Annotated in this window: 16 protein-coding genes and 1 pseudogene; 8 read left to right on the top strand and 9 right to left on the bottom strand. The window is 59.5% G+C overall.

The genetic code is table 11. From position 1 onward, the window contains the following. Positions 1–11: 11 nt before the first annotated feature. Positions 12–1,268, top strand: coding sequence for a cation:proton antiporter (locus RGAI101_RS02100; RefSeq protein WP_008227635.1), 1,257 nt, complete (start codon positions 12–14; stop codon positions 1,266–1,268). 79 nt (positions 1,269–1,347) lie between these two features. On the opposite strand, the gene pgi is transcribed toward RGAI101_RS02100, so the two are convergent. From pgi to zwf, 3 genes are read right to left on the bottom strand one after another with little or no spacing between them, the layout of a single operon-like run. Then, positions 1,348–2,937, bottom strand: coding sequence for a glucose-6-phosphate isomerase (pgi, locus tag RGAI101_RS02095; RefSeq protein WP_008227226.1), 1,590 nt, complete (start codon positions 2,935–2,937; stop codon positions 1,348–1,350). Then, positions 2,934–3,605 (bottom strand): 6-phosphogluconolactonase, encoded by a 672-nt coding sequence (gene pgl, locus RGAI101_RS02090; protein ID WP_008225389.1) that lies wholly within the window; start codon positions 3,603–3,605, stop codon positions 2,934–2,936. Before pgl ends, pgi begins: the two co-directional genes overlap by 4 nt. Next, entirely contained in the window at positions 3,602–5,071 is a 1,470-nt protein-coding gene (gene zwf, locus RGAI101_RS02085; protein WP_008229030.1) for a glucose-6-phosphate dehydrogenase, read from the bottom strand. Before zwf ends, pgl begins: the two co-directional genes overlap by 4 nt. Positions 5,072–5,248: 177 nt before the next feature. Between zwf and RGAI101_RS02080 the strand changes: the two genes are divergently transcribed. Further along, entirely contained in the window at positions 5,249–6,196 is a 948-nt protein-coding gene (locus RGAI101_RS02080; protein ID WP_008226989.1) for a radical SAM protein, read from the top strand. 3 nt (positions 6,197–6,199) lie between these two features. Here the strand turns inward: RGAI101_RS02080 and RGAI101_RS02075 are convergent, their stop codons facing one another. Continuing rightward, complete coding sequence (locus tag RGAI101_RS02075; protein WP_008227968.1) at positions 6,200–7,261, bottom strand: DUF2855 family protein; 1,062 nt, start codon at positions 7,259–7,261, stop codon at positions 6,200–6,202. A 241-nt stretch (positions 7,262–7,502) separates the two neighbouring features. On the opposite strand from RGAI101_RS02075, the pseudogene gyrA reads away from it, so the two are divergent. Continuing rightward, positions 7,503–10,258: pseudogene (gene gyrA / locus RGAI101_RS02070) on the top strand (DNA gyrase subunit A). 165 nt (positions 10,259–10,423) lie between these two features. On the opposite strand, the gene RGAI101_RS02065 reads toward gyrA, so the two are convergent. From RGAI101_RS02065 to RGAI101_RS02050, 4 genes are all read right to left on the bottom strand, one after another. Further along, complete coding sequence (locus RGAI101_RS02065) at positions 10,424–10,792, bottom strand: hypothetical protein (protein ID WP_037227129.1); 369 nt, start codon at positions 10,790–10,792, stop codon at positions 10,424–10,426. A gap of 271 nt (positions 10,793–11,063) precedes the next feature. Then, on the bottom strand, positions 11,064–12,539 hold the full coding sequence (locus RGAI101_RS02060; protein ID WP_008228326.1) for a carboxypeptidase M32: 1,476 nt from the start codon (positions 12,537–12,539) through the stop codon (positions 11,064–11,066). Beyond that, positions 12,539–13,690 carry a heme A synthase gene (ctaA, locus tag RGAI101_RS02055; RefSeq protein ID WP_037227126.1) on the bottom strand — a complete coding sequence of 384 codons (1,152 nt, stop codon included), beginning with the start codon at positions 13,688–13,690 and terminating at the stop codon, positions 12,539–12,541. The genes RGAI101_RS02060 and ctaA overlap by 1 nt, the downstream gene beginning before the upstream one ends. Before the next feature lie 55 nt (positions 13,691–13,745). After that, positions 13,746–14,498 (bottom strand): RNA methyltransferase, encoded by a 753-nt coding sequence (locus RGAI101_RS02050; protein ID WP_037228883.1) that lies wholly within the window; start codon positions 14,496–14,498, stop codon positions 13,746–13,748. Between the two features lie 144 nt (positions 14,499–14,642). Between RGAI101_RS02050 and RGAI101_RS02045 the strand changes: the two genes are divergently transcribed. Then, positions 14,643–15,263 carry a thiamine phosphate synthase gene (locus RGAI101_RS02045; protein WP_008224924.1) on the top strand — a complete coding sequence of 207 codons (621 nt, stop codon included), beginning with the start codon at positions 14,643–14,645 and terminating at the stop codon, positions 15,261–15,263. Positions 15,264–15,277: 14 nt separating this feature from the next. Here RGAI101_RS02045 and RGAI101_RS02040 read toward each other — a convergent pair whose 3' ends face one another. After that, positions 15,278–16,603: a HupE/UreJ family protein gene (locus tag RGAI101_RS02040; protein WP_008228340.1), complete on the bottom strand. Its 1,326-nt coding sequence runs from the start codon at positions 16,601–16,603 to the stop codon at positions 15,278–15,280. Between RGAI101_RS02040 and RGAI101_RS02035 the strand changes: the two genes are divergently transcribed. The 4 genes from RGAI101_RS02035 to RGAI101_RS02020 all read left to right on the top strand — a co-directional run bounded on the left by RGAI101_RS02035 (position 16,602) and on the right by RGAI101_RS02020 (position 20,097). Next, entirely contained in the window at positions 16,602–17,417 is an 816-nt protein-coding gene (locus RGAI101_RS02035; protein ID WP_037227124.1) for a DUF4198 domain-containing protein, read from the top strand. The genes RGAI101_RS02040 and RGAI101_RS02035 overlap by 2 nt on opposite strands. A gap of 54 nt (positions 17,418–17,471) precedes the next feature. After that, positions 17,472–18,356 carry a PfkB family carbohydrate kinase gene (locus RGAI101_RS02030; protein ID WP_037227122.1) on the top strand — a complete coding sequence of 295 codons (885 nt, stop codon included), beginning with the start codon at positions 17,472–17,474 and terminating at the stop codon, positions 18,354–18,356. Next, on the top strand, positions 18,353–19,273 hold the full coding sequence (locus tag RGAI101_RS02025) for a pseudouridine-5'-phosphate glycosidase (RefSeq protein WP_008226735.1): 921 nt from the start codon (positions 18,353–18,355) through the stop codon (positions 19,271–19,273). Before RGAI101_RS02030 ends, RGAI101_RS02025 begins: the two co-directional genes overlap by 4 nt. A gap of 80 nt (positions 19,274–19,353) precedes the next feature. After that, a complete protein-coding gene (locus tag RGAI101_RS02020) occupies positions 19,354–20,097 on the top strand; it encodes a DUF502 domain-containing protein (protein ID WP_008227359.1) in 744 nt (247 codons plus the stop codon). Positions 20,098–20,390 lie beyond the last annotated feature (293 nt).

Raw genomic sequence — 20,390 nt, 5'->3', positions numbered from 1 at the left:
AAAGAGCCGCCATGACCGTCCTGCAAATCGCTTCGCTTCTGATTGTAATGGCCGGAGGGTTCGGGGCCATCAACTACCTGTTTCTGAAACTACCGTCCTCGATCGGCATTCTGGTTGTGGCGCTGATCGCGTCCTTTGGACTGCTGGGGCTTGATCTGATCTGGCCAAGCCTGGAGATTGCAGATTCCGTGCGCGGCGTGGTCAAGGGGATCGATTTTTCCGAAGCATTGCTGGAAGGCATGTTGGGTCTGCTGCTGTTTGCGGGAGCCTTGCATGTCAAAACCTCCGATTTGCGCCGCGAATGGGGTATCGTTGCCCTTATGGCGACGCTTGGCGTGGCGCTGTCGACGGCCGTCGTGGGCTTTGGCTTTTCTTGGCTGACGGGGATGCCGTTGCTGACCGCGCTGGTGTTCGGCGCGCTGATTTCGCCCACTGATCCGGTTGCCGTTCTGGGCGTGCTGCGTGAGGCGGACCTGCCCAAATCGCTGGAAACCAAGATCGCAGGCGAAAGCCTGTTCAACGACGGCGTGGGATATGTGGTGTTTCTGATACTGGTGGGCCTCGCCTTTCCGGCAACGGGTGCGCATGGGGCCGAAGGAAATACTGTTTTCGACGGTGCCCGGTTGTTTTTTCAGGAAGCTGTCGGCGGTGCCGTCCTGGGGTTGGTTCTGGGTTGGCTGACCTTTCGCGTGATGCGCCGGATCGATGATTATCCGCTCGAGGTGCTGCTGACGCTGGGCCTGGCCTTCGGGGGCTATGAACTGGCCGTCGCACTGCATGTGTCAGCCCCGATCATGGCGGTCTGCGCGGGGCTGTTGATTGGCGACGTGGGCACGGCGCGCGGCATGTCAGAGGAAACCCGGCGCTATGTCGACGCCTTCTGGAAGCTGATCGACGAGATTTTGAACGCAGTCCTGTTCTTGATGATCGGGTTCGAGGTGTTTGCCATCGCCTTTGACGGCGACATGTTCCTGACCGGAATGGTCGCGATCATTCTGGCGCTGTTGGGACGGCTGCTGGCAGTGGCCATTCCCATCGGCATGCTCCACCCGTTCCGCGACTTCAATCAGGGCGTGATACCGATCATGACCTGGGGCGGCCTGAAGGGCGGAATTTCCGTCGCCTTGGCCTTGTCCCTGCCCGAGGGAGAATGGAAGCCGCTGATCCTGACCTGCACCTACATTGTGGTCGTGTTTTCAATTATCGTTCAGGGCCTGACCGTGGCGAAGGTCGCCAATCGCATGGGGCGTCATCCGAACCTGGTCTAAGACTTTTTTCAAGAAGGATGAGGGGCGCTGCCCCTCAAACTCCCCGGAGTTTATCTGGCAAAATGAAGCTGGCGGCAGATCAGTCTGCGTGTTTTGCAATGAAGGCGACAAGGCTGGCGGTCGAGCCGTCTTTACCCGTCGCGGGCTGAGAGCCGTCGACGATCGGTTGCAATGAGGTGGCAAGTTCCTTACCCAGTTCGACGCCCCATTGATCGAAGGAGTTGATGCCAAGAATGACCCCTTCGACAAAAACGCGGTGTTCATAAAGGGCAATGATCTGGCCCAGCGTGAACGGGTCGAGCAGCGGGTAGCTGAGCGTTGTTGACGGCCGATTGCCTGGGAAAACGCGGTGCCGTGCCTGACGGTCAAGTTCGGCCCCTGTCAGGCCTTTGCCAGCCATGATTTCTGAGGCTTCTTGCAGGCTGCGTCCGCGCATCAGAGCCTCTGATTGGGCGAGGCAATTGGCGATCAGCAGTTTGTGGTGGTGGGCAAGGTCGGGTTCATGACCATTGGCGGCGATCAGGAATTCACAGGGGATCACGCGGGTGCCTTGGTGGATCAATTGGTAAAACGCATGCTGGCCATTGGTCCCAGGTGCGCCCCACACAACGGGACCCGTGTTGAACGGGGATGTGGCCCCGTCCATCTGCGTGGATTTGCCGTTTGACTCCATCTCGAGTTGTTGCAGGTAATCGGGGAGTTGGCCCAGACGTTGATCATAGGGCAACACTGCACGGGTGGCATAGCCGCAGATCTGGTTGTGCCAGATGCCGACCAGCGCCAGCAGCATCGGCAGGTTCTCCCGGGGGGCTGCGGCGCAAAAATGACGGTCCATCGATTGCGCACCACGCAGAAACGCGTGGAAAGCGCGCGGGCCGGTGGCGATCATCAGTGACAACCCGATGGGACCCCAGACGGAGTAGCGCCCGCCGACCCAGTCCTCGAATCCGAAGACCTGTGCGGGGTTGATGCCAAATGCATCTGTCTTGTCCTGAGCCGTGCTAAGGGCTGCGAACTGGCGCGCGGGGTCGCCGCCGTGTTCCGTCATCCAAGCCCGAGCGGTGCGCGCGTTGGTCATGGTTTCAATTGTCGTAAAGGTCTTGGAGGCGACGATCACGAGTGTGGTCCTGGCGTCCAGCCCCCGCAGCGTATCCGAGATATGCGCCCCGTCCACATTCGACACGAAGTGACAGCGCGGGCCGTCATGATACGGCGACAATGCCTGAACCGCCATCGCAGGCCCCAGGTCGGACCCGCCAATGCCGATATTCACAACATCGGTAATGTCACTGGCGCGGATTTTGTCGGAGAAGTCGCGCATTCGGTCAAGGGTGGCCAGAATGCCGGGCATGACGTCAGTGCCGTCCACCGACACGGGCCCGCCGTCAAGATTGCGCAAGGCCGTGTGCAGGACGGCGCGCCCTTCGGTTTCGTTGATCTTTTCGCCCGAAAACATCGCATCGCGCCGCGCCTGCACGTCAGCATCGTCGATCAGGGCCAGCAGCGCATCCATCGTTTCCCGGTCGAGGTTGGTTTTCGAGAAATCAAACAACATGTCGCCGGTTTGCGCGCTGAATGTCGCCGCGCGGTCGGCATCGTCAAACAAGGACAGGATCGAGCGATCCTTGACAGTGTGCTGAAGCGCTTTGAGATCGTCGAATTTTGTCATGCTGCCCAATGGACTACCGCCTCTTTTACCATTGCACCGATGGGGGCCTCATGGGCCGGCAAGGTCAATGCCCGCTCTACCGCTGCGCGTTTTTCATCGCCGAAGATGACCAGATGTTTTGACATGGCGCTGTCAAGCACCCGCCGTGAAAGTGTAATGCGACCAACATCTTGGCCTGCGACGTTAATGGGGCATACCGCGGGCGCGTCATCCGCCATCGCCGCCGCCAGCCCGTCCGAGCCGGGAAACAGCGAGGCCGTGTGCATGTCGGCCCCCATGCCCAGAACCAGGACGGAAATCGGCAAATGTCGCGAGATTTCGGCAGACAGATCTTCAGACGCCTCGACAGCGGTCAGCCCCTCGATGAAAAGCGGGGTGAACTGTGCCGCGGCGGCAGGACCGACCAGCAGACGCTGGCGCAGCAGCCGTGCATTCGACATATCGTGATCGGGGGCGACCCAGCGTTCATCGGTCAGCATCACCTGCACCCGCGACCAGTCAAGGTCGGCCGTGCTCAGCCTGTCGAAAATCGGCCCTGGCGTCGTGCCGCCCGGCACGGCAAGGCTCACCTGACCGTCGGCCATCAACGCGGCCTTCACTTCAGCGGCCAGAATTTCGGCTACTGCCTCGGCAAGAGCCTCCCGGTCAGCATATTCAATCAGTTTCATGAGGATACCTCGCGCCACTTCCGGTTATCACGGCGCATCAGTTCTGCCGCGTCTGTCGGGCCATCAGACCCGCTGTCGTAGGGCTTTGGCACATCGTTGCGCGCCTCCCACCCCTGTATGATCGGGTCTGTCCAGGCCCACGCGGCCTCGACCTCGTCACCGCGCATGAACAGGGTCTGGTTGCCGCGAATGACGTCCATGATCAGCCGCTCGTAGGCGTCGACCTGTTCGGACCCGTCCGGCCCGAGCGCATCGGCAAACGTCATGTCCAGCGGCACATCGACAAGGCGCATGCCCCCCGGTCCGGGTTCCTTGATGGTCACACCAAGTGTGATGCCCTCGTTCGGTTGCAGCCGGATCGACAGCACGTTGCGGTGGCGGCCCGCATCTTCGGTAAAAATCGAATGGGGCGTTTCCTTGAAAACGACCGTGATCTCCGAAGACCGCGCGGCCATGCGTTTGCCCGTGCGCAGATAAAACGGCGTGCCCGCCCACCGCCAGTTGCTGATGTGGGTCTTGAGCGCGACAAAGCTTTCGGTGCGCGACCGCGGATCGCCGACGGCAGTGCGGTACCCCGGTGCCTGGGCTTCGTTGCAAGGTTCGGCCTGATACTGGCCGCGCACGATGTGGTGCGGCAAGACCGGATCAAGTGCCCGGATAACTTTCAGCTTTTCATCGCGCACCGCATCAGGATCAAACCGCGCAGGCGGTTCCATCCCGATCAGGCACAGCAATTGCATCAGGTGGTTCTGAACCATATCGCGCATGGCACCGGATTTATCGTAATATTCGCCACGGCCCCCGACGCCCACGGTTTCCGCCACGGTAATCTGGATGTGGTCGACATACTGGCTGTTCCAAAGCGGTTCGAACAGCATGTTGCCGAAACGCACGGCCATCAGGTTCTGTACGGTTTCCTTGCCCAGATAATGGTCGATGCGGTAAATCTGGCTCTCGTCGAAATACTTGGCCAGCGTGGCGTTCAGCGCGCGTGCTGTCGTCAGATCGCGGCCGAACGGTTTTTCTACAACAATCCGGCTGGCCGCATCTGCCATGCCCCATTGCTGCAACCGTTCCGCAAGATCGCCGAACAGCGCAGGCGAAACCGAAAAATAATAGGCCTCGACCCGGTCGGTTCCTGCCATCAGCTTTTGTAAATCGGCCCACCCGTCTGTGCCCTTGGCGTCGATGACCACATATTCCAGACAGGTCAGAAAAGCGTCGAGCTGGGGCTTTTCGTGGACGAAATCCGCGTTGAATTCTGCAATCGCCTCAGAGACCATCTCCCGGTAGCCATCTGCATCCATGTCGGAGCGCGCCGCCCCGATGATGCGCGCGTTTTCGGGCATCTGCCCCGAGCAGAAACGTCGGAAAAGTCCCGGCAGGATTTTGCGTCGGGCCAGATCGCCGGTGCCGCCGAAAATCACCAGATCGAACGGATCGACCGGAATAACGCGTGAGACCATGGTGCAACTCCTTGCTGCACAGATACAGCTTTTGGGGCGTTTATATCAATGTTAGCGCAAACAAACACAGATTTCTGCGCTTCACAAGTCTGTGCGAAAGAATACACAGGGTTTTCCTGCTTTTACCATTCGCTTAGACAAAGAAAATTCCACTGACCATCTAAGGGCGAATTGTTGATGAAAGATTTTGCACAGGCCAACGCAGGTAAATTCCAGGATCCCAAGCGCACAGCCAAGGGTGAAGACCGCGCGACCGTCAGCCTGAGCAATCCGCAAACGCTGTGGTTCAACACGGGCACGCTGTGCAACATCGAATGCGTTAACTGCTATATCGCCTCCAGCCCCACCAATGACGCTTTGATCTATATCACGGCCGATGAGGTGCGCGATTATCTGGGCCAGATCACGACACGCAATTGGCCTGTGACTGAAGTCGCCTTTACCGGAGGCGAACCCTTCATGAACCCGCAAATGATCGAAATTACAGAAGCATCGCTGTCGGCAGGGTATGACGTCCTGATCCTGACAAACGCGATGCGCCCGATGATGCGCAAACCGGTATTGGCAGGGCTGAAACGGCTGAACGCCGCCTACCCCGGCAAGCTGACGTTGCGCATTTCCGTCGATCACTACCGGCCCGATCTGCATGATGCGGAACGTGGCGAAGGAGCCCTTGCGAAAACGGTCACCGGCATGAACTGGCTGCGCGACAATGGTATCCGCATGGCAGTCGCGGGAAGGTCAGTCTTTGGTGCCAGCGACGAAGATAGCCGCACGGGTTATGGCGCATTTTTTGCAGAGCACGGGTTTGACATCGACGCAAATGATCCGAGTATGACGGTCCTGTTCCCCGAGATGGATGAAACCGTGGAAGTTCCAGAAATTACAACAGCTTGCTGGGGCATCTTAAACAAATCCCCCGACGCGGTGATGTGTTCAAGCTCGCGCATGGTGGTCAAACGCAAGGGCGCTGAAAAGCCCGCCGTATTGGCCTGCACGCTGCTGCCCTACAGCCCTGAATTTGAACTGGGCAACAGCTTGGAAGAGGCAGAAAAAGACGTGGCGCTGAACCACCCCCATTGCGCGAAATTCTGCGTTCTGGGCGGGGCAAGCTGTTCGGCCTAGATTTCAGGGGCGAATGATCGCGCCAATGCCGGGGTCGACCTGCCCCCGCGCCAAGGCATGATAAACTGCTTCTGACGCGGCGACTCCTTCGTGCACCTGTAGGGTCATCCAGTCTGAAGCATCTGCGGCGATGCGTTTCCACGCGGCTGTGATCTGTTTTTCGATGACACCCGGCCCCCAGTCGGCACGGCGCTTGGCCACCTGAGAAGGCGCGAAAAAGAACTCCGGCTTGGGTCCGGCCAGATTTTGCGCGGGCGCAAAACGGTCCCAATGGCTTAGCCCCACGGCGGCCGAGTGTTTAAGCTGATCATCCAGATGTTGATGCAGCATCGCCTTGACCTCGCTGTTGCCTGACATGTCCACATAGACCGATGGCACCTGCGCAATGTCGTGGATCTGGTCATAGGTCAGCACGCTGTCGCACGCGCCAAGGCTTTGCACAAAATTACGGTTTTTCGCGGATGTCAGGCCCACGATCCGATAGGCACGGTCCGCAGGTTCGGCCAGATATTTGCACAGCCCCAGCCCGGTTTTCGACGACGCGCTGCCGATGAGGATCTGCTGCGCACCGAAACACTGATTGTCCTGCAACCAGTCGAACAACAAAAACGACGTGGCCAGCAACGGCTGCAGGATGGCCCGCAGATGATCGTCTGTTTCGCTGCCAGATTGGACCTGCGTATACTGATTGTAAATCAACGGCAGCTTTGCACGGTGTTGCGCAGCATCGACAAAACCGCCCTGCGCAGGTTTCGGCGTCATCACCACCTCGTCCGCCATCGGATAGAACCCGTAAAGCCGCGTACCGACCTCCAACGCTTCGCTACGGCTTTCCACAACTTTGGCCGTGCCCCAGACCGGAACGATGCCCCAGCCTTCGGTACCGCTTGGGAAAAACCGCCAATAGCCGATATCAAACCCCGCTGCCGCGTAGGTCACGTTGTTCGCTGTCAGCGCAAAGCTATCAAGGTTGAGCCGCACCTGACCGTCAGTCAGCGGTGCACTGTCCACCTTCTCAAGCCGTGTCTCCGAGATTGATTTCTGATTGACCAAAATGCGCTGCATTGCATGTTCTCCTTCCCCATGTGGCATGATCTTACCCCGCTTTGACGGGAATGGCGGCACATTCCTGATCTGACGTTACGCAACGCAAAAGTCGTAAGATTTAGTATACAATAAAATCAATGAGTTGAGGGTTTTACGGATTTCAAGCCGCCCAGCAAAGGCCACAGGCATTGCACCCTATCTACCCCGTCTGCTATACAAAACCGCAATATATAGAACCAGCAAGAGCTAGGCAGATCACGTGAACGAAACGCCAGAAACCCCTGAAAACGATGATGAAATTCCGGCCGCGCGCCCTGTTTTTGATGGACCTTCGGTCACCATCGAACACGAGATGCGCACATCCTATCTGGATTATGCCATGTCGGTCATCGTTTCCCGTGCGATTCCCGATCTTCGGGATGGCCTGAAACCGGTTCACCGCCGCATCATCTATTCGATGTATGAAAAAGGCATCACCCACGACAAGACCTATCGCAAATCTGCGAAGTCCGTCGGCGACGTGATGGGCTCTTATCACCCGCATGGCGACAGCGCGATTTACGACGCACTGGTGCGCATGGCGCAGGATTTCTCGATGTCCTTGCCGTTGATTGACGGTCAGGGCAACTTCGGCTCGATGGATGGCGATAGTGCGGCGGCGATGCGCTATACGGAATCGCGTCTGGACAAGGTCGCGTCGTTCATGACCAGCGATCTGGACAAGGAAACCGTAAATTTCATCGACAACTACGATGGCAAGGAACGTGAACCGACGGTTTTGCCTGCACGGTTCCCCAATATGCTGGTGAACGGCGCTGGCGGTATTGCCGTCGGCATGGCAACCAACATTCCGCCCCACAACCTGGGCGAGGTCATCGATGCCTGCCAGGCGCTAATCGAGAACCCCGATCTGACCTCGGAAGAGTTGATTGAATATATCCCCGGCCCCGATTTTCCCACCGGTGGCATCATGCTGGGCCGCGCCGGTGCGCGCAAAGCCTATCTTGAGGGCCGCGGCAGTGTGATCATGCGTGCCAAGACCCGCGTCGAGGAAATCCGCAAAGACCGCTTTGCCATTATCATCGACGAGATTTGCTATCAGGTGAACAAGGCCTCGATGATTGAAAAGATCGCCGAACAGGTCCGCGAGAAGAAGATCGAAGGGATCGCCCACGTCCAGGACGAATCCGACCGCAACGGCGTGCGCGTCGTGATCGAGCTAAAGCGCGATGCGACAGCCGAAGTGGTGATGAACCAGCTTTATCGCTTTACCCCGATGCAGACCTATTTCGGGTGTAACATGCTGGCGCTGAACGGCGGCCGGCCAGAACAACTGACCCTGCGCAAGTTCCTGACCTATTTCATAGATTTCCGCGAAGATGTGGTGGCCCGTCGCACGGCATTCCTGCTGCGCAAGGCCCGCGAACGCAGCCACATCCTGTGTGGTCTGGCCGTGGCCGTCACGAACATCGACGAAGTTGTCGCCACCATCCGATCCTCTGCCGATGCGGCGGAAGCGCGTGAAAAGCTGATGACCCGCCGCTGGCCTGCGGAATCGATCCTGCCCTACATTGCGCTGATTGATGATCCGACCCATACTGCCAATGACGACGGCACCTATAACCTCTCCGAAGCGCAGGCCCGCGCCATTCTGGAGCTGCGGTTGCAGCGCCTCACCCAGATCGGCGTCAAGGAAGTTACCGACGAGTTGGAAGAGCTGGCCAAGAAGATCAAGGAATACCTTGAAATTCTGGGAAGCCGCGAGCGGATCATGAGCATCATCTCGGACGAACTGGCCGAAGTGAAAGACCAGTTTGCCGTGCCACGTCGCACCGAGATCGTCGATTGGTCCGGTGACATGGACGACGAAGATCTGATCGCGCGCGAGGACATGGTCGTGACCGTCACATCCGGCGGCTATATCAAACGCACACCTTTGGTGGATTTCCGCAGCCAGCGCCGGGGTGGCAAAGGCGTGTCCGGCATGCAAACCAAAGAAGAGGACGTGGTCACCACGCTTTTCGTGGCCAACACCCACACGCAGCTGCTATTCTTTACGACCGATGGCATGGTCTACAAGCTGAAGACTTGGCGTTTGCCACAAGGCAGCCGTACGTCAAAGGGCAAGGCGATCGTCAATATCCTGCCGATCCCGGTCGGTGTTTCCATCGCCGCCATCATGCCCGTCGACCGCGACGAGGCCGAGTGGGACGACTTGCAGGTGGTATTTGCCACCTCTGCAGGGACTGTGCGCCGCAACAAGCTGTCGGATTTCACCAACGTCATGCGCAACGGCAAGATCGCCATGAAGTTCGAGGACGATCACGCCGAAACCACGCTGATCAACGCCCGGATCGCGTCGAATGATGATGATGTGATGCTGGTCACCAACTCTGGCCGGGCAATCCGTTTCCCCGCCACGGATGTGCGCGTGTTCAACAGCCGCGCGTCGGTTGGTGTTCGGGGCATCAAGCTGAATGGCGACGAAAAGTCGTTTCCATGTCGATTATCCGCCACTTCGATGCGACGTCGGATGAACGGTCGGCCTACCTAAAGATGCGCCGCGCGGTTGCCGGTCTTGCCGATGATGCAGATGCACCCGCCGATGATGAAGAAGTCAACGCAAACGCGACCATCAGCCAGGAACGCTATGCCGAGATGTCGGCCGCCGAAAACCTGCTGCTGACGATCACCGAAAAAGGGTCGGGCAAACTATCGTCCAGCCATGATTACCCCGTCCGCGGCCGCGGCGGTTTGGGGGTGACCGCAATGGACAAGGCGATGCGCGGTGGCGACATCGTGGCTTCCTTCCCTGTTGAGCTGGATGATCAGATCATGCTGGCCACCTCGAAAGGGCAATCCATTCGCGTCCCGGTTCAGGGGATTTCGTTCCGGTCCCGCAGCGCTGGCGGCGTCAAGGTGTTCGACACCGGCAAAGGCGAAGTCGTGGTCAGCGTTGCCTGGATTGCCGATCAGGGTGACGATGCCGTCGAAGACGGTACCGAAGAGGTCTGATACCTCTTATACTCCGGGAAATACAAAAGCCGCCTTGCACTCAGCAAGGCGGCTTTTTTCATGGAATTTGCAGCGATACGAGCACCACTTGACCGAGGATCAGGCAAGAAAAAAGCGCCCTTAAAGGGCGCTTTTAACATCAGCTAACACGTCTGAATTTTCAGATTAGTTGGTGCCGGTTGTACCGTTGGTACCGTTTGTACCATTGGTGCCGTTTGTCTCGTCGTCGTTGCTCAAGATCGCGGCGGCAACCACTACGAGACCAATACCAGCAGCTGTCCCTGCGCCAACACCGGTGAAGCCGGCAGCCGCAGCTTCAGTTGCGTTGATGCAGACGTATGTGCCAGCCGACAAAGGCTCACATGCGTAACGGACGCCGTCGACGCCAAGAACTTCAACGGGGTAGCCGGCAATACCTGTTTGGCCGGTAACTTCGGAAGCAGTCGTAACCGCTTCAGTTGCGGCGGTAACCTGTGCGGATGCAGCACCAGCTGTCATCAACAGTGCGGCTGCGAGGGCTGTGAAACGTGTCATGATCTAATCTCCAGATTTCGGTAATATTATCTTAAATGTGATATCGCATATCTGTAAGGCAATAGCAAATGACTTGATAGTCCCTTCGCTGACCGAAAAACCCATATTTATAACGGATTTGAGCAGATTATTTTCAATTTTCAACGTCTAAGAAGGCTCTTCCCCACGATATTTCTCTATCGGAACGCGAAAAATTTAGGCAATAATCGACGTTTTCATAGATTCTTGGCAAGGGCAAGCGCCCTGCGCTTGCCCCACACCCCCTCTCAAACTACAGGCCGTACAGATCGCTGAACTTCTCGGTCATATATGCCAGCAGCGGTGCCTCGGTCGGTGCCTGGCCGATCGCGCGGGTCATCAGATCGCGGGGTTGGTACAATCCGCCGTGGGTTTGAACCGCTTGCCGCAACCAGCCTGTTGCGTGGGACGTGTCCCCTTGCGCCAACTGCGCATCCAGTTCCGGCACATCCCGACGCAAAGCCGCGTGCAGACAGCCCGCATAAACATTGCCCAACGAATAGGTCGGGAAATAGCCAAACAGGCCCACAGACCAATGCACATCCTGCAAGACCCCGTTTGACGGTCTGTCGACGTCATACCCGAAATCGGCCCTAAAGCGGTCATTCCACGCGGCCTCAAGATCGTCGACCTGCAAATCACCGCCCATCAAGGCGCGTTCAAGATCAAAGCGCAAAAGCACATGCAGGTTGTACTGCAGCTCGTCTGCCTCGGTGCGGATAAACCCGTCAGACACGCGGTTTACGATACGGTAGAACGTATCTTCATCTGCAACACCGAAATCGCCGAACGCATCGCGCATCTGACGATAAAGCCACCCCGCAAAGGCCCGGCTTCGGCCAAGCTGGTTTTCATAAATCCGGCTTTGGCTTTCGTGTACGCCCATCGACACACCCGCTCCCAATGGCGTCAGCAGATAGGCCTGATTTATTTCCTGCTCGTAGCATGCATGCCCGACTTCGTGAATTGTCGAATAGAAACAATTGAACGGATCAGTCTCGTTCGTGCGGGTCGTGATCCGCACATCCAGACCCGATCCGCTTGAAAACGGATGCACGGCCTTGTCGACACGGCCCTTGCTCATGTCATAGCCAAAGGTCTTGGCCAGCTGTCGCGTCAGCTTCATCTGCGCGGATTCGTCAAATTTACCCTGCAACATTGGCGGCGCTTCGGCCCCGCGCACAGCCTCGCGCAGGCGGGTCAATTCGGGGCGCAACGCGCCAAACATCGCCTCAAGTTCGGCCCCGGTGGCGCCCGGTTCATAATCATCTAGCATCGCATCATAGACGTCGCCACCCGCCGCCAGCGCCATGCCCTCCTCACGTTTCAACGTGATCACTTCGGACAAGGTCGGCGCGAAGGCTTTGAAGTCATCCGCTTCGCGCGCCTCTGCCCATGTGCCTTGCGCCTCGGAAGTGACCCGCGCGATCCGCGCAGCCAAGGCAGCAGGCACCTTACTTGCGCGGGCATGGCTGCGTCGGATGTGGCGCAACTGCGCGCTGCCCGCCGCATCCAGATGGCCCTCGTCGATCATTTCAAGCCAATCGGCGATGCGCGGATCGATACGGCGACCATGCAAAACAGATTCCATCGCGGCCATTTCCTCGCCCCGCTGGGGGGCAGCACCGCGTGGCATCATGGTTTCCTGATCCCAGCCCAGACGGCCTGCAACCTGCGCCAGGGCTTCGGTTTCGCGCTGAAACGCCATCAGATCATCAAAAGCATTCATCAGGTTTTTCCTCTCAGGGACGTTGCTACGGGAAAGCCGCTCAGGAACCGTGCCCGCAAGATGAGAACCCACAGCACCACGGCCAGCACCTGATGCCAGATGGCGATGTGCACCGGTGCCGCGTTCAGGACAGTCACGATGCCCAGCACAATCTGCCCCGCCATCGCCAGCATCATCATGTTGAACGCAAAGCGCGTCTTTGGATGCGCCGATTTGCGCCCGCGCAGCCAGACGACGATGGCAAAAGCAAACAGCAGATAGCCCGCCATGCGGTGCATGAACTGTACAAGCCCCGGGTTTTCAAAGAAGTTCCGCCAGATCGGCGCGATGTTTAATGCATCGGGGGGAAAGAACTGCCCCTGCATCATCGGCCAATCGACAAAATAACGCCCCGCATCAATGCCGGCCACCAAAGCGCCCAGCAAGATTTGCAGGAACGTGAAATGCAGCAGGCCGGTGGACATGCCGAACAGCTTGCCTTCTTTCGCGCGTCGCGCCTGCATCAGGTCCTTTTCCGAGCGGCCCAGCATCAAGGCATACCAGGTGATGAACCCAAGGATCACGAACGCAAGCCCCAGATGGGTTGCAAGCCGGTAGCTGGCCACGTCCAGGACCGCCTCGCCCGTGGTCACACCGGATGAAACCATCCACCAGCCGATCGCGCCTTGCAGGCCACCCAGCCCGCCCAGCAACAGCAATCGTCCGGTCCAACCGGTCGGGATCTGACGGCGCACCAGGAACCACAGGAAACCGACCGCCCAAACCAGACCGATCACGCGGCCCAGTTGCCGATGGCCCCATTCCCACCAGTAGATCAGTTTGAAATCGCTCAATTGCATCCACGAATTCTGCACCTTGAATTCGTCGATCTCCTGGTATTTCGCAAATTCAGACTGCCAATCCGCCTCGTTCAGCGGCGGCATCGCGCCCGTAAAGGGCTTCCATTCGGTGATGCTGAGCCCGCTGTCGGTCAGCCGGGTCAGACCGCCTACAGCGATCATCACGAACACCAGGGCGAACAGAATGAACAACCACCCCCGGATCGCCCCGCGTGCGCCACCGCGCCCACGATCAATCACACCGGTCTGCGCCACGGGCCGCGCGGCCTGCGCGTCGCCCACTTCCTCGAAAAGCTTCCGTGTCTGAGCCATGTTGCCTCTTGTCTGCTAGGTCTGGTGCAGAAGTAGGACACACAGGCCCAAAGGTCTAGCCGCGCTCTTTCCAGCGTACCATCTGTCGCAGGGTCCCATGCAACATCTGCACATCCGCCCGCGTCAGCGGCAGACGCGACCACATGTTGCGCAGATTGACCTTCATGCTGGTGGCCTTGTGTTCGGGGTAGAAGAACCCTGCCACCTCAAGCCGCTCCTCGAAATGCCGCGCCAGATGTTCGACTTCGCTGTTATCCGCCCAGTTGGTGCCCGCCATCTCGACCTGCTCGGGCACGACCGCCCCTTGGGCACGCATCCACTCATAGCCCATCAGCAACACACATTGCGCAAGGTTCAGGGACGCGAACTCGGGGTTCACCGGCACCGATACGATCGCGTTGGCCCGCGCGATATCGTCATTCTCTAGTCCCGCGCGCTCAGGCCCGAACATCACGGCAACCCGCTGGCCTTGGGCGATCAATTCAGCCGCCTTGGCCATCGCCGCCTCGGGGCTGTACACTTGCTTGGTCAAATCACGCTCGCGCGCCGTGGTCGCAAAAACAAAGGCCGCGTCACCCAAAGCCCCTGCCAGATCATCATGGACAACGGCCTCATCCAGCAGCCGCCCTGCCCCCGACGCCATGGCCACGGCAGACGGGTTCGGCCAGCCGTCGCGCGGGGAAACGATGCGCATCCGGTCCAAGCCGAAATTCCACATTGCCCGCGCCGCCGCACCGATATTCTCGCCCATTTGCGGGCGCACCAGCACGAATGCCGGTATCTTTGGGTTCTCTACAGCATCACTCATGCCCGCCTCATACCCGCGCACAGCGCCTCTCACAAGAACGCCCCATGCTTCCAAATGGTAAAAAATCCCCGCCGGAGGCATAAAAGTTTTTCTTTCCCCGCCCGATCCGCTAATTGACGGCAACAATGCAAAGGACAGCCCGTCATGGAAACGCCAGATCAGCCACAGCTTTACCTTATCACCCCTGCGGAGTTCGATCTGGAGGTCTTTCCCGATCAGCTTGCCCGCGTTCTTGACGCGCAGCCCATCGCCTGCCTGCGCCTCGCGCTTGGCACCCGCGACGAAGACCGCCTGCTGCGCGCCGCCGATGCCTTGCGCACCATCACCGACGCCCGCGACATCGCCTTCGTCATCTCGGATCACACGCTGCTGGCCGAACGCATTGGCCTGGACGGCGTGCATCTGACAGATGCAGCGCGTTCTGTCCGCCACGCCCGCAAGACACTGGGCGATGATGCGATCGTCGGTAGTTTTTGCGCAGGCTCACGTCATGACGGCATGGCCGCAGGCGAAGCGGGCGCGGATTACGTCAGCTTCGGCCCTGTGCGCCCCTCGGCGCTGGACGATGGCAGCTATGCGGAGCTTGACCTGTTCAAATGGTGGTCCGAAGTGATCGAAGTGCCCGTCGTCGCCGAAGGCGGCCTGGACGACGCGCTGGTCCGCGCCCTGACGCCGATGACCGATTTCTTTGGCATCGGAGACGAGATTTGGGGCACTGATGATCCGGTCAAGGCCCTTGCCGAATTGGTCGCCGCAACGAAATGACCCTAGGCGGGTGTTTACAAAAACACCCGCTCGACAAACCAATAGGCCCCGATGATGGCGATCCCCACCGATGCGGGGATCGCGACAAAGCGACGATAAGGATCGGCCAGCTGCCGGAACTGCACCGACAGGAAACATGCCGTGAACACAAGGGCGATAGGCACCGCGAACAGCGGAACCGGAGCCTCCAGCACCTCGGCTACGTTTGGCATCGGCACCGCGCAGATGATCAGCGCCAGGACCGCCAGCCCGACATACAGCACCTTCGCGCCGTGCGCGCCCGTCTCTCCACGGGACACCCGCAACGCCTGCCATACACACAGGAACATCGCCGCGATCACTGTCAGCTGACCAAGCTCGACGCCCACGTTAAAGCCGATCAGCGCCGGAATGAACTGATCCTCGGGCAGACCGAATTCGCCCAGCACCGACGCGAACCCCAACCCGTGCAGCAAGCCAAAGCAAAAGATCACCACGGGCCGCCAGCGGTTCAGACCCGAAGCAAAGATGTTTTCGACCGCGACATAAACGATTGAAGCCGCGATCAACGGCTCAACGATCGATCCGGGTACCGTCACCAGTCCAAGCGCGCCAAGGGCCAGCGTGACCGTATGCGCCGCCGTGAATGCGGAAACCTGCCAGATCAGCGGGCGCAGGTGCGTGGACAGGAAAAACAGGCCCAGAACGAATAGGATGTGATCCAGCCCCTTGGGCAGAATGTGGTCAAACCCAACGGGGATATAGGCCAGAAATGCGGACGACGCGCTTTGCTGACCGCCGCCGCCCAGCGAAATCTCGGGGCTTTGATTGCCGCCCTCAAGATAGCCAGTAAACGGGGCGTCGACCCCTTGCTGGCGCAGCACCAGCGCGCCCGAACCGGCGGGCCACGCCACCGTTACGCCGCGCGTATTCTCTGGCACCGTGCCCCGCAGCACCCATTGCGATATCCGGGGCAGTTCATCGTTCACATCTTCGGGAACAGTGACCGACAGCGTTTCCAACGGGAAAGCCGATCCGTCAGTGCGAAACAGGGGCAAGGCGTTCCAGCGGGCCAGCAATTCCGGGACCCGCGCCGTGATGTCTTCGGCGGGCATGGCACGCAACGCATCGTAATCATTGGCATTTTCAGCATTATCCGTGTCTTCGACCGCATCCAGATCAATGCCCGCCAGAAATGCCTCAAGGTTGATCCGCAAGCTCAGCTCTGCCGCGCCCTGCGTCACGGTCAGATCCGCAATCGTCGGGACAACCTCGTGCGCGCGGGCAATCCCGGCCAGCGCACTTGACAAAATCAGCCCATAGGCCAGCTTGCGTAGGATCAAAGATAAGGTGTTCCGCATGTTCATGTCCCGTTTTTCACTCGTTATTTCTTGCGCCCTGGCGGCGTCGCCCGCCCTGGCCCATGAATTCTGGCTTGAAGCGCCCGACTATCAAGTACAGCCCGGTGCGGAAATGACAACCAGCATCAAAAACGGTCAACTGTTCGAGGGCATGGATCTTGCATATTTTGGCAACCGCACCGAACGCTTTGATCTGACCTTCAAGGGCACGACGGTTCCGATCGCGGCCCGCATGGGCGATTCGCCTGCGCTGCGGATGGTCGCCCCCCCGCGCGACGGATTGCTGATCGTTGCCCACGAGGCATCGCCGTCTTCGCTGACCTACAAAGACTGGGAAACCTTTGTCGGCTTTACCGAACACAAGGATTTCAAGACGGCGGTCGCAGACCACCTTGCCGCAGGCTATCCTCAGGACAAGGTGCGCGAACGCTACACCCGCCACTCCAAGGCCCTGATCGCGATTGGCGATGGCAATGGGAGCGACATGGAACTGGGGCTGGAAACGGAACTGACCGCGCTGACCAATCCCTACGCGGCGGATTTCAACGATATGATGGAGGTTTCCCTGACCTACGCCGGCGCGCCGCGCGGCGATGTGCAGGTCGAGGTCTACGAAAAGGACGCCGAGAAAAACGTCGAAGTCACGATCCATCGCACCGATGATGCGGGCCACGTGACCTTTCCCGTGACCCCCGGCATGACCTATCTGGTCGATTCCGTCGTCCTGCGCCCGGCACCGGATGTCGGCGAAACCGACACCAGCCCGCAATGGGAAAGCCTTTGGGCATCGCTGACCTTTGCCGTTCCGGAATAAGCCGGAGCGCATGCGCACTTGCGCCCGCCTCAAGGTGTGGGCAAAACGGGCCGCATGACAGATCAACCAGACATTCTTTGCATCGGCTCGGTCCTGTGGGACATTATCGGGCGCAGTGATAACGCGATGCGCCAAGGGTCCGACATGCCGGGCCGCATCACCCGCCTGCCCGGCGGTGTGGCGTTGAACATCGCCATGGCGCTGGCCCGGTTCGGCCTTGCCCCCGCGCTAATCAGTGCCGTGGGCCGCGACACCGAAGGCGATGAACTGATCGCCGCGTGCCAGCTGCGCGGGCTCAAGACCGATCACATCTACCGGTCCGATGACCTGCCCACCGATCAATACATGGCGGTCGAGGGCACAAACGGCCTGATCGCCGCCATCGCCGATGCCCATTCGCTTGAGGCCGCCGGCGACAAGATCCTGCGCCCCTTTGCGGACGGATCGCTGGCCAGCCCATATGGCGGTGCCGTGGCGCTGGATGGCAACCTGACGCTTGATCTATTGTCCGAAATGGCGCGCAGCCCGCTGTTGGCGCAGGCCGATCTGCGCGTGGCCCCTGCCAGCCCCGGCAAGGCGCTGCGGCTTAGCCCGTTCATGCAAGCGCAACGCGGTACGCTTTACGTCAACCTCGAGGAAGCAGGTCTGCTGTGCCAGACCAGCTTTTCAAAGTCGCAAAACGCCGCCGAAGGGCTTTTGGCCCGCGGGGCCGTGCGCGCCGTGGTTACCGACGGGGGCAACCCCGCAACCGTCGGCCAAAGAACCGGCCTGATCACGCAACATCCGCCCGCCGTTCTGGTGACCCGTGTCACAGGCGCAGGCGATACCTTCATGGCAGCCCATATCGCTGCCGAACTTCAAGGGGCCGCCCCCGACGCCGCCCTGACCCAAGCGCTGGCCGCTGCCGCGCAATATGTTTCGGGAGAAACCAAAATATGATTCCTCTGCACCGCTCTGCCGAAGTCGCCGCCGCCCAGGCTGCCGGCACGCCCGTCGTCGCCCTTGAAAGCACGATCATCACCCACGGCATGCCCTATCCGCAAAATCTTGAGGTCGCGCGCACCGTCGAAGCCGATGTGCGTGCAGCCGGTGCCACCCCGGCAACGATCGCCGTCGTCGACGGCAATCTGCATATCGGTCTGGAAGATGCGCAACTCAGCGCCCTTGCCCAGGCCACCGGCGTTGCCAAACTGTCGCGCGCCGACATGGCCGCGTGCATCGCCACCGGGGGTACCGGGGCCACCACGGTTGCAGCCACCATGATCGCAGCCCATTTGGCAGGCATCGCCGTCTTCGCCACGGGTGGCATCGGCGGCGTGCACAAAGGGGCGGAAGACAGCTTTGACATCTCGGCCGACCTTCTTGAGCTTGCCCAAACCCCCGTAACGGTCGTGGCGGCAGGTGCTAAGGCAATCTTGGACGTGCCCAAGACGCTCGAAGTTCTGGAAACCCAAGGCGTGCCGGTGATCACCTATGGCCAGGACAGCTTTCCCGCGTTTTGGAGCAGCACCTCGCCGTTGAACTCACCCTTGCGGATGGACGATGCCACACAAATCGCTGGGGCCCATAAGACCCGCGCCCTTCTTGGCCTGCCCGGCGGGCAGTTGGTGGCAAACCCGATCCCTGCCGGCCATGAAATTCCCGCCGCTGATCTGGCTCCGATCATTGCACGTGCACAGGCCGAAGCCGACCAGCAGGGGGTTTCCGGCAAGGGTGTCACGCCCTTTTTGCTGCAACGCATATTTGAACTGACCGAAGGCCAGTCGCTGACGGCAAACATCGCGCTGGTGCGCAACAATGCCCGACTGGCGTCCAAAATTGCGGCAGCGCTGCTGTCTGAACCGGTAAACGCCTAAAAATAGTGCGTTCTCCATTGTAGCTGCACCCCAAAGCCCTTAGCTGATGGCTATTAATCATTTCGGAAAAACCGCGCCCCATGAACACGCATTTCACGCCCCCCACCCCGCCTTTGCCCCGTCGCACGGTGTTTGCGCGGCTGCGGGCGTCGTTTCTGACCGGGCTGGTGGTGATTGCCCCCGTCGGCCTGACCATCTGGCTGATCTGGAGCGTGGTCGGCTGGATCGACGGGATCGTTTTGCCCATGGTGCCGCTGGCGTATCATCCTGACCGGCTGATCCAGACTTACTTCGGGCTTGATCCGTCGTCGCAAATCAACGTGCGGGGCATCGGGGTCATCATCTTCCTGTTGTTTACGATCATTGTAGGCTGGCTTGCCAAAGGCATCATCGGGCGGTCCTTCATCCGCTTTGCCGAGGGGCTGGTGCAACGCACGCCCGTCGTGCGCACGATCTATTCCGGCATCAAACAAATCTCCGAGACGATCTTTGCCCAGTCCGAACGCAGCTTCGAGACCGCCTGCATGGTCGAATATCCCCGCAAGGGTGCCTGGGCACTTGGCTTCATCTCGATCCCCGCAAAGGGCGAGATTAGCAGAAGGCCCGGCGATGACACAAATCTGGTGGGCGTATTTGTACCCACCACGCCAAACCCCACCTCAGGATTTCTGCTGTTCTTTCCGCAGAAGGACATCATCGAACTGGACATGTCTGTGGAAGACGCGGCGAAACTGGTCATATCAGCCGGGCTTGTCTACCCACCCGAGCGGCCTGTGCCTGTCGAAAAGGCCGACGATACACTCCCGAAGCAGACCCACCGCTAACCAAGCGCCTTCCTGAGGTCACCGGCAAGCCTCTGCTCGGCAAGGTCGCGTTTGCCGATCGGATGGAATCCGTCCGACCGCCATCCGGCTGATTGCAAAACGGTGTTGACCACTTCGTAGGGTATGCTTTGGACTGACCTATCGTTTCGCAGCAAAGGCACCGTCAGCAGCGATATGAAGGGGCCCGGCGGGCGGAATAACCACAATCTCAAACCGTTCTGCGGGACCGAGAAAAAGGACGCCTTCGACGAGGATATTTAAGAGCCAGAGAAGGGATAGAGGCGCTCCCGAAT

Source organism: Roseobacter sp. GAI101, assembly GCF_000156335.1.
Lineage (GTDB): Bacteria > Pseudomonadota > Alphaproteobacteria > Rhodobacterales > Rhodobacteraceae > Sulfitobacter.
The sequence above is the reverse complement of the archived record's forward strand: the minus strand, read 5'-3'. Positions and strand labels throughout refer to the sequence as shown.